General features: G+C 59.7%; 14 protein-coding genes and 1 pseudogene. 10 read left to right on the top strand and 5 right to left on the bottom strand.

Going from position 1 to position 14,858, the window contains the following annotated elements:
- Nucleotides 1–2: 2 nt before the first annotated feature.
- The 3 genes from ACX3P1_RS20125 to ACX3P1_RS20115 all read left to right on the top strand — a co-directional run bounded on the left by ACX3P1_RS20125 (nucleotide 3) and on the right by ACX3P1_RS20115 (nucleotide 2,716).
- Complete coding sequence (locus tag ACX3P1_RS20125) at nucleotides 3–602, top strand: dimethylamine monooxygenase subunit DmmA family protein (RefSeq protein ID WP_459081373.1); 600 nt, start codon at nucleotides 3–5, stop codon at nucleotides 600–602.
- Entirely contained in the window at nucleotides 599–1,564 is a 966-nt protein-coding gene (locus tag ACX3P1_RS20120; RefSeq protein WP_459081372.1) for a PDR/VanB family oxidoreductase, read from the top strand. Before ACX3P1_RS20125 ends, ACX3P1_RS20120 begins: the two co-directional genes overlap by 4 nt.
- Before the next feature lie 108 nt (nucleotides 1,565–1,672).
- Complete coding sequence (locus ACX3P1_RS20115) at nucleotides 1,673–2,716, top strand: heme-dependent oxidative N-demethylase family protein (RefSeq protein ID WP_459081371.1); 1,044 nt, start codon at nucleotides 1,673–1,675, stop codon at nucleotides 2,714–2,716.
- Between the two features lie 68 nt (nucleotides 2,717–2,784).
- Here the strand turns inward: ACX3P1_RS20115 and ACX3P1_RS20110 are convergent, their stop codons facing one another.
- The 4 genes and pseudogenes from ACX3P1_RS20110 to ACX3P1_RS20095 form a co-directional block, all read right to left on the bottom strand.
- On the bottom strand, nucleotides 2,785–3,438 hold the full coding sequence (locus tag ACX3P1_RS20110; protein WP_459081419.1) for a helix-turn-helix domain-containing protein: 654 nt from the start codon (nucleotides 3,436–3,438) through the stop codon (nucleotides 2,785–2,787).
- A gap of 307 nt (nucleotides 3,439–3,745) precedes the next feature.
- Nucleotides 3,746–3,978: pseudogene (locus ACX3P1_RS20105) on the bottom strand (IS6 family transposase); the annotation flags it as partial.
- A 93-nt stretch (nucleotides 3,979–4,071) separates the two neighbouring features.
- Entirely contained in the window at nucleotides 4,072–4,956 is an 885-nt protein-coding gene (gene purU / locus ACX3P1_RS20100; protein WP_459081370.1) for a formyltetrahydrofolate deformylase, read from the bottom strand.
- Between the two features lie 59 nt (nucleotides 4,957–5,015).
- On the bottom strand, nucleotides 5,016–7,379 hold the full coding sequence (locus ACX3P1_RS20095; protein ID WP_459081369.1) for a DUF1989 domain-containing protein: 2,364 nt from the start codon (nucleotides 7,377–7,379) through the stop codon (nucleotides 5,016–5,018).
- A 238-nt stretch (nucleotides 7,380–7,617) separates the two neighbouring features.
- On the opposite strand from ACX3P1_RS20095, the gene ACX3P1_RS20090 reads away from it, so the two are divergent.
- The 7 genes from ACX3P1_RS20090 to ACX3P1_RS20060 all read left to right on the top strand — a co-directional run bounded on the left by ACX3P1_RS20090 (nucleotide 7,618) and on the right by ACX3P1_RS20060 (nucleotide 14,516).
- Complete coding sequence (locus tag ACX3P1_RS20090) at nucleotides 7,618–8,961, top strand: NAD(P)-binding domain-containing protein (protein ID WP_459081368.1); 1,344 nt, start codon at nucleotides 7,618–7,620, stop codon at nucleotides 8,959–8,961.
- 42 nt (nucleotides 8,962–9,003) lie between these two features.
- The gene (locus tag ACX3P1_RS20085; protein ID WP_459081418.1) at nucleotides 9,004–9,807 is read left to right on the top strand and encodes an ABC transporter ATP-binding protein; all 804 of its coding nucleotides are present in this window, start codon (nucleotides 9,004–9,006) and stop codon (nucleotides 9,805–9,807) included.
- On the top strand, nucleotides 9,800–10,504 hold the full coding sequence (locus ACX3P1_RS20080; protein WP_459081417.1) for an ABC transporter ATP-binding protein: 705 nt from the start codon (nucleotides 9,800–9,802) through the stop codon (nucleotides 10,502–10,504). The genes ACX3P1_RS20085 and ACX3P1_RS20080 overlap by 8 nt, the downstream gene beginning before the upstream one ends.
- Nucleotides 10,497–11,129 (top strand): hypothetical protein, encoded by a 633-nt coding sequence (locus ACX3P1_RS20075; protein ID WP_459081367.1) that lies wholly within the window; start codon nucleotides 10,497–10,499, stop codon nucleotides 11,127–11,129. The genes ACX3P1_RS20080 and ACX3P1_RS20075 overlap by 8 nt, the downstream gene beginning before the upstream one ends.
- 132 nt (nucleotides 11,130–11,261) lie before the next feature.
- Nucleotides 11,262–12,560 (top strand): ABC transporter substrate-binding protein, encoded by a 1,299-nt coding sequence (locus ACX3P1_RS20070; RefSeq protein WP_459081366.1) that lies wholly within the window; start codon nucleotides 11,262–11,264, stop codon nucleotides 12,558–12,560.
- Nucleotides 12,561–12,637: 77 nt separating this feature from the next.
- On the top strand, nucleotides 12,638–13,504 hold the full coding sequence (locus tag ACX3P1_RS20065; RefSeq protein ID WP_459081365.1) for a branched-chain amino acid ABC transporter permease: 867 nt from the start codon (nucleotides 12,638–12,640) through the stop codon (nucleotides 13,502–13,504).
- Nucleotides 13,497–14,516, top strand: a complete 1,020-nt coding sequence (locus ACX3P1_RS20060; protein WP_459081364.1) for a branched-chain amino acid ABC transporter permease — start codon at nucleotides 13,497–13,499, stop codon at nucleotides 14,514–14,516. The genes ACX3P1_RS20065 and ACX3P1_RS20060 overlap by 8 nt, the downstream gene beginning before the upstream one ends.
- A 158-nt stretch (nucleotides 14,517–14,674) precedes the next feature.
- On the opposite strand, the gene ACX3P1_RS20055 is transcribed toward ACX3P1_RS20060, so the two are convergent.
- On the bottom strand, nucleotides 14,675–14,858 hold a 184-nt coding region (locus ACX3P1_RS20055), incomplete at its 5' end, for a hypothetical protein (protein WP_459081423.1).

Here is a 14,858-nt window from a genome sequence, read left to right as displayed (position 1 = left end):
GAATGCCTGCAACGCCGATCATAAGCCGGCCGGTCTATGGAACGCTTTCGCCGCAGCCCGGCACGGACCACCTCTTCGTCGCCGACGCCGAAGGGGCGTCGGCCATCTTCGACATGGCGCAAAATGCACCTGCCGGCTTTTTCGATAATGCGCGCGTGATCTTCATTCCCGGAGATACCGGCTCGCACTATGGCGAGGCGTTGGCCGGGCTGAAGCCGGCGCAGTTCCATGAAAGCCCGTCCTTTGCCAGCGCGCTGCCGCGCCTGCGGCAGGTGTTGGCCAATGCCCATATGGGCATCCGGCTCTATTTGTCCGGCTCGGAAGGCCTGATCGGCCAGGCCATGCTCGCCGCGATTGAAGCAGGCATCAATCATCGTTCGATCCAAACCGAACATCGGGGCTCGCTGGCGCGGCGGGTGCAGTGCGTGCACTGCAAGGGCATTACCGAAAACGTGACAACACAGCCTGCTACCTGTTCGCATTGCGGCCTGCTGCTTTTGGTGCGGGATCATTATTCGCGGCGCTTCGCCGCTTTCCAGGGTGTCTGCATCAACGCCGAAGATCCGAGCGAAAACCCCTTGAAGGAAGAGGTTTTCAAATGAGCGCCAGCACCAACAAGATCATCGTCACCGTCACCGATGTCGTTCCGGTGACCAATCTGGTCAAGCGGTTCCATTTCCGCCGAAGCGAAGGCGGGCTGTTGCCGACATTTTCGGGCGGCGCGCATGTCGTCATCGAAATGCGCGAGGACGGTCAGACCCGACTCAACCCCTATTCTCTGATGAGTTCGCCGCTCGACACCACCGACTATACGATCAGTGTCAGGCGCGACGACCAGGGGCGCGGCGGCTCGCTGTTCATGCACAGTCAGGTCAAGCCCGGCTTACGCATGGTCATCAGCAACCCGGTCAATTTGTTTTCACTCGATCTCAGGGCAAAAAAGCACCTGATGATTGCCGGCGGCATCGGCATCACGCCCTTCATGGCGCAGATCGCGCAGCTTTCCCGCAATGGCGGTAATTTCGACTTGCATTACTGCAGCCGTGGGCACACGCATGGCGCTTACGCCGAGATGCTGCGTGAGCGTCATGGCGATCGGATAAACCTCTACTACAGCGAGGAAAAGAGCCGTCTTGACCTCGACAGGCTGCTTTCCACCCAGCCGGTCGGCACCCATCTCTATGTGTGTGGGCCGATGCGCATGATCGATGCCGTGCTGACGACCGCCAGGGCGCTTGGCTGGCCGGACGAAGCCTTGCATTTTGAGCATTTCACCGCGCCGCAGAACGGGGCGCCCTTCGACGTCAACCTTGCGGTAAGCGGCAAGCAGATCCATGTCGGCGAACAGCAGAGCCTGCTTGAAGCGATCGAGGCGGCAGGGGTCAACCCGCCCTATCTTTGCCGGGGTGGCGTCTGTGGCCAGTGCGAAACCAGCGTCATCTCCTATGACGGAAAATTCGTGCACAACGACCATTTCCTGTCGGAAGAGGAACATCGCAGCGGCAAGAAGATCATGCCGTGCGTCTCGCGGTTCGAGGGAAAATCCCTTGTCCTGGAGCGCTAGCAGGTTGACTGGATTTAGCCTGGCGGGTGGGTCAGGCTATTTGAAAATGCCGGAGCGTGCTCCATTTCCGGATGGGTGCAAGGCGCTCCGGCGTATCGGGAGGAAACCATGACGATCAATTTCAGGCAGGAAACGTTTCGCGACGATTTCTCGTTCAAGAACAGCCCCGAGCAGGTCCGGCGCTTTCCGTTTCCCTTCCATGAAGACGGCTACATGTATTCGGTCAATATAGAACCGCATGTAAGGAGCAGCAACAAGGATAGCGTCTTCGGGCACCTTTTCGACGTTGACGAACATTATGTCTCGGAGATGCACGACCGCGCGCTGGTGCTTGCCGAAGACCCGCTACGCTGCCAATCGCTTCCGCACATGACACTGGCCGGCTGGGACACGCTGGAACTGCTGATGACGGAGATGGCGCGAGACTATCCGGAGTATTTCACGCTAACGCGGGACGACGACCAGTGGCATTGGATCAACCGGCCGCTCGACATCGACCAACGCTTTACCTTCGGGGACACCTCGACGCTGCCTTATGGCCCGTTGGAATATATAACGCGGCAGAGCCAGGGCGATTTCGCCGTGCTCGACCAGCGTGAGGGCAATCTGTGGATGGATGCCGGCATGATCACCACTCAGGCCGACTGGTCGCTGGATTTCGATATCGGCATGAATTTCTTCGAATGGCATGCACCGGTGCCGCTGGCCCATGAAATGGGCGTGTTCACGCGCGCGCTAAAATTCCTGATGGCCATGCAGCAGGGCCAGCCGGCACGCCGCCTCAACTGGACGATGACGATCAACCCTCGCCTCGACACAAGCCCCGAAAATTATCACAAATGGGGCACGGACCGGATGACGGTCACGCCGGAGAATGTGGGCGAGAAGGTGCATCTTCGCGTCGAAGTGCAGATGTTCTTCCGCCTGCCACGTTCCAACGGCATGCTGTTTCCGATCCGCTGCTACCTGATCAAGATGGACGAACTGGTGACGTCGCCGAAATGGGCACGCCGCTTCCACCGGGTTTTGCGCGACGTGCCGAGCGAATTGGCCGAGTACAAGGGGCTGATGCGCTACCGGCCGACCGTGGTCGAATGGCTGTCCAAACATGACGACGGCGCGCCGACTTCATCGGGGTATGGGCCGGATTAGAAGCGGATCAAAGCAACATCCGATTTTCGGCTAAATCCGATGCTCGACCAAAGAATTCCTGACACGGCTCAAACCTGTCCGCCGCCCTGGCGGTAAGAGATGATCGACAGGTAGCGCATCGGCAGTTTTGTCAGTTCATGTGGGCCGTGCGGGGCATCGGCATCGAAAAACAGGCTGTCGCCGGGCATCATCCGATAGAGATTGCTACCGTGGCGGTACACGACCTCGCCTTCCAGCATGTAGAGAAACTCCATCCCGTCGTGCTGGAACGTCGGAAATACGTCCGAATCTTCCGTCAGCGTAATGAGATAAGGTTCGACGACGACGCCGGCCGTATTGGAACCGATATGACCGAGAAGCGTGTACTGGTGTCCGGCCCGGGTGCCGCGTCGTTCGACATCGACCCCTTCGCCCGCCTTCACGAAGACAGCGTTGCGATCTTCCTCGAATCGTCGCAAAAACGCCGTTACCGGAACACCAAGCGCCCGCGACAGCGATTGCAGCGTCGTCAGCGACGGCGAGGTATTGCCGTTCTCGATCTTCGAAAGCATGCCGAGAGAAATGTTGGTGGCGGCGGCAAGGTCTGCAACCGTGATGCCGAGTTTCTTGCGAAATGCGCGAACTTCGTGGCCGATTGCGACTTCCAGCACCTTTTCCCTGGTGTCGCGGACGGCATGAGGGTCCTGGGTCAGGGGTTTAGGGCTGGCCTTGCTCGCAGCAATCGCGGCAGGAGGTTCTTGCTCATCCGTCGCTGATTTTTTCAATTTCGCCACCGCCAACACCCCTACCGTCCTTGTGGTCGATATTTCACCTTGGTAAACATAATAGCCATGTGGTTCAAGTCCGCCGGCTTTCGGGAGCAAGGCGCGGGCGCAGCAAGGCTAGAGTTTCAGGTTTTGAAGGAAGCGTATCCGGCGTTTTCGAAGTAGTTGCTGCATTCGGCTAGTTCGCTTGAGGACACGAGGTGGCCGGGCGATGTCACTTTAACTAGAGTGCGGAATCGTGGGGTTTATTTTGTCTCCGCAGAATTCAAACCCTGGTTCCCGTAACGGCTTTCCACTCCGCGATCGCGTGGATGCGGTGAAGGCGGCTTTGGAATGCGGAGCGTTGTGAATGGGGTGGAAGGAAGATGTTTCGGATGACGGGGAAGATCAAGACGAGCGCTGAAGGCTTCCCGGTGATTGAAAGCGCTGCATCGTTCGCTCCCGCTTTCGCAGCGGCACATGTGAATTCTCGGCGCGGTTGTTTGGGCTCCTTTCTGACCCAGGTCAAACGTAGCCAATTGACTGTCAGTCGATCGCTACTGACCATATGTGGTAAGAAGATTATCCGACGGAGCAGCTTTTCTGGCGCATTCATCCCATCCGTTCAGAGGCATAGCTTCCTGGGCTTGCAGGGAAAATAATCGTCTTATTGCCACTTACGAAAACGCGCCGGTGAATGTGAGCATGAATTGCCCGGGCCAGAACCTGGGCTTCTACATCGCGACCAAGGCTCACATAATCATCTGGGGACTGGGCATGTGTAATACGGACCGTATCTTGCTCGATGATTGGGCCTTCATCGAGGTCTGGCGTGACATAGTGTGCTGTGGCGCCGATCAATTTTACACCGCGTTCAAAAGCCTGCTGGTATGGGCTTGCACCTTTGAATGATGGCAGGAAGGAGTGGTGAATATTGATCACTCGACCCGCCATCTTCCGGCATACTGCATCCGAAAGAATCTGCATATATCTGGCCAGCACCACAAGTTCAGCTCCACTGTCCTGGATCGCGGTTAAAAGACGGGCCTCCGCGTCGGGCTTATTGTCTTTCGTTACTTTAATGTGGTGAAACGGGATATCGTGATTTACGACGACTTTTTGATAGGTGAGATGATTGGAGACAACGCCCACTATTTCAATTGGGAGAGCTCCGATGCGCCATCTGTATAGCAAGTCATTTAAGCAGTGGCCGAAATTTGATACCATCAACAGCACCTTGGTGCGTTCTGCGGCCGCGAAGATTTTCCATTCCATTCCAAAGTCATTGGCAACAACTGCGAATCCTTTGCTCAATTCATCACTTTCGACCCCCGTTTCCGAACGAAAGGTAATGCGAGCAAAGAATGTACCGGTCAGTTCATCGTCGAATTGCGAGGAATCGGTGATGTTGCATCCTTGTGAGGCAAGATAGCCGGAGATACCGGCAACAATGCCTCGGCGGGATTCACATTGGACGGTCAGAATATAATGTGACACAAAAACACTCCGTTTCGGCTGGATTCCATGTGTTTCGACTTTGGATGGTCGATTCTGGTTTAGCTGCGCGGCCTGATCTTACCCGGATCGTAATGCGCGAACGGCACGATCGTCGCTGGCAGCCGTTTCGAGTGGCCGTCCAGTTTGCCTATCTCCACTTCGGTTCCCAGTTGCGAATGCATGATGTCGACCCGCGCCAGCGCGATGGTCTTGCCGAGCAACGGCGAGCGCATGGCCGAAGTCACCTGACCGATCTGGGCGCGGCCGACATGGATGCAGTCGCCATGGCCGACGGCGACATTGGCGTCGATGTCGAGACCGACCAGTTTGCGGGTCGGGTTTTCCTTGCGCCGGATCAGGGCTTCGCGGCCAACGAAATCGTCTGTTTTCGACTTGAGCGGCACGGTGAAGCCGATGCCGGCCTCGAACGGATCGGTCTGGTCGGAAAACTCATAGCCGGCAAAGATCAAGCCGGATTCGATGCGCAGCATGTCGAGGGCGAGCAAGCCCATCGGCTTCAAGCCATGCGGCTGGCCGGCATCCCATACTGCGTCGAACACCGTCTCGGCATCGCGCGGATGGCACCACACTTCGTAGCCCAATTCGCCGGTATAGCCGGTGCGCGACACTACGATGGGGGCGCCGTTGGCACCGCCAATGCGGCCGATGGTGAAGCGGAACCACTCCAACTCGTCCAGCGCTGGCTGAGTGGGCGGCGTCCAGACAACTTCCTTGAGGATGGCGCGGCTGTTCGGCCCCTGCACGGCAATGTTGTGCATCTGGTCGGTCGAGGACCGCACCAGCACCTTCAACCCGAGCTTCTGCGCCGTCTCGCGCAGCCATTCGCCCGAATAGTCGTCGCCGCCGATCCAGCGGAAATTGTCATGGCCCAGACGCAGCAGCGTGCCATCGTCGATCATGCCGCCGTGCTCGTAGCACATCGCACTGTAGACAACCTGGCCGACGCCGAGTTTCTTGACATCGCGCGTCAGCGTATATTGCAGCAACGCCTCGGAATCGGGGCCGGTGATCTCGAACTTCCGGAGCGCCGACAAATCCATCACCACCGCCTTCTCGCGGCAGCCCCAGTATTCCTCGATCGGCCCTTCCTTGGCGAAATCGTTCGCCAGCCAGTAGCCCTTGTATTCGATGAAGTTGCGGGTGTGCTTGGCAAAGCTGGAATGGAAAGCGGTTTCACGGGTCATTTTTGGCTCGGAATCTGGAGTAACGCGTCTGGCTATCGCCCGCGAGAATTTGTGCTGGCCCGAATAGGTCCGCACATGGATGTCGGTCAGGTCCCAGCCATTCGCCGGCGTCGTGTCGTCCGGGCAGGCCGAGGAGACGCACACGATATCGGTCAGGGCCCGCAGCAGCACATAGTCGCCCGGCCTCGACCACGGCTCGTCCGAATACATCACGCCGTGCGCATCGATGCCGGTATTGAAGAAGAAGTTGACCGCCATCCAGCCGGCGCGGGCACTGACACCGTGGTCGGCCAGCGCGCGGTTGAAATTTTCCGAACAGTTAGCATGGCCCGGATAGCCGATATCGTCGTAATATTTGGCGTAGCAGGCGAGAGCGAAGGCGTCGTGGCGTCCGCAGGTGTCCTGCACCACTTCCACCAGCGGCTCGAAATCCTGATCGTAATATTTGGCGTGCAGGCCGGGCATCGGATAGGCATGGCCCATCAGCGAGCGCGTCGCCGTGACGTCCAGCGCCAGGTCGCGGCCCTTGTCGAGCTTGCGCGCCGAAAAGCACTGGAAGTCAGTGCATTGGCGGCCGTCTACGTCGATGATCTGGAGGTAGTCGCCTGCCTTGACGAAATAGGATTCGGCAGTCTTCGACTTTACCCTCAGGTCGAGCAACGGGTCGGCAAGCGGGTCGGCGAGGTCGGACCGGCCGCGCATACGCGGCCGTGCCCGCTGCACCGTCAGCACCAGCGGCGTCGTTGTATCGTGGCCATCGATTCTCATCGGGCCGCCGGGCGCCGCCGCAATCAGGACACCGTTGCGGGTGGCTGTGAACGTTTGTTCCACGCCTGCGGGCGTCTCGGCATCGAAAAAGCGGATCGCCTCGGCCCCGGCAAGCTGAAGGCGTCGGAGTTCCAGTCCATAGCGAAAACCGCGCAGGCTTTCGTCGCCAGCCAGCAGCAGCGCCTTCAGCCCGGCCGCGTTGGAATTGGATTTCGCCCCCAGCACGCCGGCATCGCTGCGGCCCGCACCGTCGAAAGCGACCAGTTCGCATGGCTGCCCGCCCTCGGCATTGCGCACCGCAATCCGGTCTCCAGCCTCGATCTCGACCAACACCGCGCCCGCTCCGGCAACGTGGTAGCGCTCCATCCCCGGAACCAGCATTCCAGGGCGCAGGACCAGACTCGGGCGCGGAGGCCCAAGCGTAATCACCGGATAGTCCGTCAAAGGCATGATATCCTCGGGTAAGAATTTTTCCTGTACGTCAAATTTCTTGCGTGACAAGAATACCCTCTTCCTCGTGCGGTAGCAAGCTTTGCCACAGGCGTAAAGCGTACCAATCGAGCGTCCATTATATCTGCACCTCGTCATATACGCTTGCATCGCATCGCCGGTTGACAGGTCGATCAAACCAATTAATGTCACTGCCAGTGAAATTTATTTAGCACTAGAGAAGTCTGGGAGGACTTGAATGGCGGGGAGAGTAGCTGTCATTGGCGCGGGGCCATCGGGGCTTGCCCAACTCAGGGCCTTTCAGTCCGCCGCGAGCAAGGGCGCCGCGATTCCCGAAGTCGTATGCTTCGAAAAGCAGTCGGACTGGGGTGGCTTGTGGAATTATACCTGGCGTACCGGCACCGACGAGTATGGCGACCCAGTCCATGGCAGCATGTACCGCTATCTGTGGTCGAACGGCCCGAAGGAATGCCTGGAATTCGCCGACTACACGTTTGAAGAGCACTTTGGCCGCCCGATAGCTTCCTATCCGCCTCGCGCGGTGCTGTGGGACTACATCAAGGGCCGTGTCGAAAAGGCCGATGTCCGCAAATGGGTCCGCTTCGACAGCGCCGTGCGCATGGTTACCTATTCCGACACCAGCGGGAAATTCACGGTATCCGTTTATGACCGCATCAAGGACGAGGTCTATTCCGAGGAATTCGACCATGTGGTGGTGGCGTCGGGGCATTTCTCGTCGCCGAACGTGCCGTATTTCGACGGAATCGACAAGTTTGGTGGGCGCGTCATGCACTCGCACGACTTCCGCGACGCCCTTGAATTCAAGGACAAGGATATTCTGCTGATCGGCCGCAGCTATTCGGCCGAGGATGTCGGCTCCCAGTGCTACAAATACGGCGCGCGCTTCATCGCCAACAGCTATCGATCGAAGCCCATGGGCTTCAAATGGCCGAAAAACTGGGAAGAAAAGCCGCTGCTGATGCGGGTGGACGGCAAGACCTGCCATTTCAAGGACGGAACGTCACGCGACTTCGACGCCATCATCCTATGCACCGGCTATCTGCACTATTTCCCGTTCCTGACTGAGGATCTGCGGTTGAAGACCGCCAACCGCATGTGGGTCCAGAGCCTCTACAAGGGCGTAGTCTGGGACAAGAACCCGAAGCTATTCTACCTCGGCATGCAGGACCAGTTCTACACATTCAACATGTTCGACGCGCAGGCCTGGTACACGCGCGACCTCATCCTCGGCCGCATCAAGCAGCCTTCAAAAGCGGAAATGCAGGCCGACAGCCAGAAATGGGCAGACCGCGAGGCAACGCTCGAGGATGCCGAGCAGGCCATCTGGTTCCAGGGCGACTACACCAAGGAACTGATCGAGGCGACCGACTATCCGACCTTCGATATCGATGCGGTCAACCAGACGTTCATGGAGTGGGAACACCACAAGATGGACGACATCATGGGCTTCCGCAACCACAGCTATCGGTCGCTGCTGACCGGCACCATGGCGCCGAAGCACCACACGCCGTGGCTGGAAGCGCTCGACGATTCACTGGAGGCCTATCTGGGAACGAAATAGGCTTGGCCGGTAGACGAGGAATCTCGCGCCGACTGACCTAAGCTGGCAATAGCTAAGGGAGGTCCTACTCTGTCCGATGCACCTATTCTTGAACTGCGCAACGTTACCCGCAAGTTCGGCGGTCTGACGGCGGTCAACGATCTGTCCTTTTCTGTCCGGCGCAACAGCATCCACGGTCTTATCGGCCCCAACGGCGCTGGCAAGACGACGACGTTCAGCCTAGTCAGCGGTTACTACAAGCCGACCAGCGGCAACATATTTTATGAAGGCCAGGATGTTTCGGGCCTCAAGACAAGCAAGCTCGCGCAGCGCGGGCTTATCCGGACTTTTCAGGGAACGACGTTGTTCCAGGAATTCAGCGTCATCGACAATGTGCGCGTCGGCTGCCACCGCAGCGCCGGCGCTAGCTTCCTTTCCCGCATCATCGGGTCGGACTCCGCGATCGAGTGTGCGGCCGAACGCAAGGCGCGCGCGGCGTTGGAGCTTTTCGATCTGGGTGCACTCGCCGACGAACCGGCGTCGAGCCTGCCACACGGCTATCAGCGCGCGCTGGGCATGGCGGTTGCGCTGGCGGCCGATCCCACGCTGATCCTGCTGGACGAACCCTTTACGGGGATGAACCCGGAAGAGACCAAGCGCATGATGGACCATGTAAGGCGGCTGCGTGACGAGCGCGACATCACCATCATGCTGGTCGAGCACGACATGCAAGCCGTCATGGGGCTGTGCGAGCGCATAACGGTAATGAGCTTCGGCCAATTCCTAACGGAGGGGTCGCCGCAGGAAGTGAGCACCGATCCGCGCGTCATCGAAGCCTATCTGGGGCGTAGCGAAGATGCTGCTTGAAGTCCGCAATCTGCATGTCCACTACCAGAAGGTCGCCGCCCTGAAGGGCATAGACCTGCAAGTGCCTTCGGGTGGCATCGTGACGATTATCGGCGCCAACGGCGCCGGCAAGAGCACGACGCTGCGGGCCATTTCAGGGCTGGCGAAGCCTTCGAAAGGCGAAATCCATTTCAATGGGGAGCGCATAGACAATCTACCGCCTGAAAAGATCGTGGCGCGCGGCATTGCCCATGTGCCGGAGGGCCGCCGCATTTTCCCGGACCTGAGCGTCGAGGAAAATCTGCGCATCGGCGCGTTTTTGCGAACCGACAAGGGCAGGATCGAAAACGATATCGACGGCATCTTCCAGCGCTTCCCACGGCTCAAGGAACGCCGCACGCAATGGGCCCGCACGCTTTCCGGCGGCGAGCAGCAGATGGTGGCAATCGGCAGGGCGCTGATGTCGGGGCCGAAGCTGCTTCTGCTCGACGAGCCCTCGATGGGCCTGTCGCCGGTTCTGGTCCAGGAAATGGTCCGGATCGTGGCCGACATCGCCGAAACGGGCGTGCCCGTGGTTCTGGTGGAACAGAATGCCGGACTGGCGCTCCGGCTAGCGTCCTACGCCTATGTCCTCGAGATCGGAACCGTCGCGATCGAGGGTAAGGCAGCGGATCTGAGGGCCGACGACCATGTCAGGAGGGCTTATCTCGGTGCGTGAAGAATGGAGTTTTTCCGAGCTGATCGCCGCCGGATGGCGCGAGGCCGATCTCGAATGGGAACGCCTGAACGAGGTGGCGCTGTCCTGTCTTGCGGAAGGCCGCACGGAAGAAGCCCGCTCGAATTTCGCCGGCGCGCTGCGGCTGGCCCGCAACGACTTCGCTGCCGGCGATCCGAGGATCGCGGCGAGCCTCACCAATCAGGCGGCGGCGCTGGAGAGCGTCGATGGCCATGCGAACACCGCTCAGATCAGGGCTGCGGCAGCGCAGGCCTGGGCCGCCTGCGACGGCTGGATCGAGAAAATGACGGCGCCGCGGACCGCGCGGTCTTCGCTCTTCCATCTGCGCATGGAGCGGCTGCATCGGCCCGCCTATGAGGAGCGCTGGCGCGTCAAGGGCCGCGAACTGCTTGCCGGCGTTCGCCAGGAAGTCGTTTCGTCAGACACGTTCGAGTTTGTCGGGCTGCAGGAGGCCACCGCCCGCTTGGCGCGCTGGCACAGGGAGCGCCCGGTAACGCTGAGCGACCCGAGAAAATTGATGGCGGCAGTCATCCTCCTGGGCGCGCGGGAAAAGTTGGCCGACGCCCGCGGTGAAGCAAGGGAGCATGAGGCCGGGTCGCTTCGGTGAAGGTACGGGGATGAAGAAATGGAGGCGCAACAGTCGGACCGGCGCATTCCCAAACAAGGTAGGGTCGACAACGGGAACAGGCCGGACGGGGACACTTCTCCGACGGGCTATTCGCTCAGCGGAGGAAATGTCATGAAATCTGCATCCAATATCACGCTTAATCGAAGATCACTTTTGGCTGGCGCGGCAAGCGCAGCACTTTTGCCGGTCATCTCCATGCCGAAGGTGGCCTTTGCGCAGGAAGACGTCATCAAGATCGGCTTCATGGCGCCCTTGACAGGCCCCGTCGCGGCGTGGGGCAAGCCCGGCCTCGATGGCTGCAAAATCTGGGCGGACTGGGCCAATGCGGCTGGCGGCATCGACATCGGCGGCAAGGCGCACAAGATCGAGTTCGCTTCCTATGACGACGAGGACGACGCCGGCAAGGCGCGCACCGGCGCCACCCAGTTGATCCGCGAAAACAACGTCAAATTCATCATGATGCTGGGTGGCAATTCCTGGCCCGGCGTGGAGGAGATCGCCGCCCGTCAGGGCATGATGGTCTCGACCCTGCTGCCGAGCGACCTTACGCCCGACACCAAAACTCTCATCGCGCCGTGTGAGGTGCACCCGATCTACAACGTCACCGGCGTGGACTGGCTCGCGGACAACAGGCCGGAACTCAAGACGGCCGTCATCTGCGCGCAGGACGACGCGCTGGGCAAGCCGTCGGTGGCGACTTATCTCGCGGCCTTCGAGGCCAGGGGCATCAAGATGGCCAACGATCCGCTGTTCTTCGATCCCGCGACAACCGATTTCGCCCCAGTGATGACGCAGCTTCTGGAGAAAAAGCCCGACATACTGTGCCTCGACACCTGCTACGCCGACTACGTGCAGCCCTTGTGCGAGCAGGCATTCCAGCAAGGCTTCAAAGGCCAGATCATCTCCTGCACGCTGGACTTCTACCAGCGCATCGTCGAGCGGACCTCGAAGGAATTCATGGAAGGCGTTATCTTCCAGTTCCCCGACTTCGACGACAAGGCGCTCAACGACCCGCGCATCAACTTCAAGAAGCCGAACGAATTCTACGCCGAATACGTCAAGCGCTACGGCGCCACCGAGTGGTCGGCCGTTTCGTGGGAATACGCCTCGATCATGGAACTGTGGGCGGATGCAGCCCATCGCGCCGGCAGTGCCGAACCCGGCGACGTGCTCACCGCCATGAAGGAAGGCGGCAAGGGCAAGCATGCGTTCGGCGAGGCGCGCTGGTGGGGCAAGGAACTGTTCGGCATCGACAATGCGCTGGTCGGCGACTGGCCGGTCGTCGTCATCCGCGACGGCAAGGCGACGATCGCCGAGTTCCGCTCGATCCCCGACTGGTGGGACAAGAACGGGCCGCTGCTGATCAAGCACATGACCGATCTCGGCCAGATGTGGAGCCAGCGCACCTGACACAAATGCGCTGCCGGACCCCATCCGGCCCGGCAGCATCCTCCAAAAAAACCGCTAGCTATCGAACTGGATAGACCATGCCGGATTTTCTCCTGCAGACTGTTTTCAATGCATCTTACGCCGCCAGCTATATGGCCCTGATCGCGGTCGGGCTGGTGCTGATCTTCGGCGTTATGGGCGTCATCAACTTCGCCCACGGTGAACTTTACATGGCGGGTGCCTATGGGATCGTCTTCTTCTACGCTTGGCTCGGCCTGCCGTTCTTCGTGGCTGTGGCTCTGGGGCTGGTGTTTGTCGGCTGCCTCGGGATATTGATGGAACTGGCCCTGTTCAGGCCGCTGCGAACCAATCCGCTGGGCGGGCTGATCGCGTCGATCGGCTTCCTGTTGATCCTGCAAAACCTCGCCGTGCTTGGTTTCGGCCTGCGCAACCAGAATGTGCCATCGGTTTCCCAAGGGCGTATCACGGTCGGCGGGGCGTTCCTGACCTATGAGCGCCTGTCCGTGATCCTTGTTACTGTGGCGCTTTTGACGGCGCTGTGGCTATTCCTGCGGCGAAGCAAATTCGGATGGGCGCTGAGAGCCTGCGCGCAGGATCGCGAAGCCGCTGCCCTTCAGGGCATCTCTATCAACCAGACCGCACGCTATGCGATGTTCATAGGGGCAGCCCTTGCCGGAGTCGCCGGTGCGATGACCGCGCCGCTGGTGGCGCCCTCGCCTTATATGGGCCATTCGGTGATCGTCACGGCGTTCATCATCATCATCGTGGGGGGTATCGGAAGCCTCGAAGGCGCCGTGGTGGCGGCCATCCTGTACGCTTTCGTCCACACTTTCGTGACGACGTTCTACGATGGCGTGATCGCCAATATCGTCGGCCTGCTGCTGATGCTGGCAGTGCTGGTGGTGAAGCCCCAGGGCCTGTTTGGAGTGCGCGAACGTGCCTGAAAAAACCACCATGGGCGGAGCCGGCCTGATCGGCATTCTCATCCTTGCCGCGCTGTTGATCGGCGTCCCGCATTTCGTCAGCTTTTCGCAGCAGGAACTGCTTGTCCTGCTCACCATCAACGTGCTCGTCGTAGTCAGCTACCGACTGCAGACCTTGACCGGCGAGTGGTCGTTGGCGCATGTCGTGATGATGGGCACCGGCGCCTACGCCAGCGCGCTCTTTGCGAAGAGTTTCGGCTTTCCCGTACCCCTGGCAATGCTGGCCGGCGCGGTGACGGCGGCGCTCGTAGCAATGGTTCTGAGCTTCCCCCTGTTTCGCATGAAGGGATTCTATTTCCTTATCGGCTCGTTTGCCGCGGGCGAGATATTGCGGCTGATCTGGAAGCGCTTCACCAATCCGTTCGGCGGGCCGAAAGGCATCCAGCGCATCCCCGGCCTTCCCGAAATCAATATAGGCTCCGTCCATATCGACTTCTACAACCCGGAAAATTACTACTATCTGGTCCTGATTGTCGTCCTGATCTCGCTATGGGTTCTGTATCGCGTCGAACAATCCCGGATAGGCCTGACTTTTCATGCGATCCACTGGCAAGACAAGCTGTCCGAATCGGTGGGCGTCGATGCGTTCCGCTACCGAATGCTGGCGTTCGTGATCGCCTCCTTCTTTGCCGGCCTGGCCGGTGCGCTCTATGCGCACTATCTCAGCACCGTCAATCCGAACCAGTTCGACGTGGACACCATGGTCTATGTCCTGATCTGGACGATCGTCGGCGGCACCAGCCGCTGGTATGGGCCGATCCTTGGCGTAGTCGCCTTGACCATCATCGATGAGGTCGTCCTGCGGGCGATCGGCGCCGACCAGATACGGCCGCTGCTTTATGGCGTGACTCTCATTCTCGCCATCCTGTTCCTACCAAACGGGCTGGAAAGCCTGGTCATCAAGGCCAATGATGCTCTGCGCGGACGCAAAGCGCCAGAGGCTCCGGATACACAGGCTGTCGTTCGGGATTAGAGCGCCGTGCGCCTAATTGGACGCACAAAGGACGTTTGCGCGGCGATAAACAAGGTGAGACCTAGTGGATTGATCGGGACGGAGGAGTCCTGTTTGGGATTCCCAACGTCGGTGCGACATGCGACATTGCGGGATGCGTACTGGTATCAGCATCGACGTTACGGCTTCGGACAGGGCTCGGCTTGAAGCGATCGTGGTTGCACGCAGTTCACCCCAGAAGGATCTTGTTGCAGGATCGGGCTTGCCGGGTAGTGAGGTTGTAGACGCCTGACGGGATCGCCTGAATGCCGCACAAGTTCAATGACGCCCTCCGCCAGATGCTCCCGAAGCAGCCGCACCGGG

It is taken from the genome of Mesorhizobium sp. A623, from assembly GCF_054489405.1.
The sequence above is the reverse complement of the archived record's forward strand: the minus strand, read 5'-3'. Positions and strand labels throughout refer to the sequence as shown.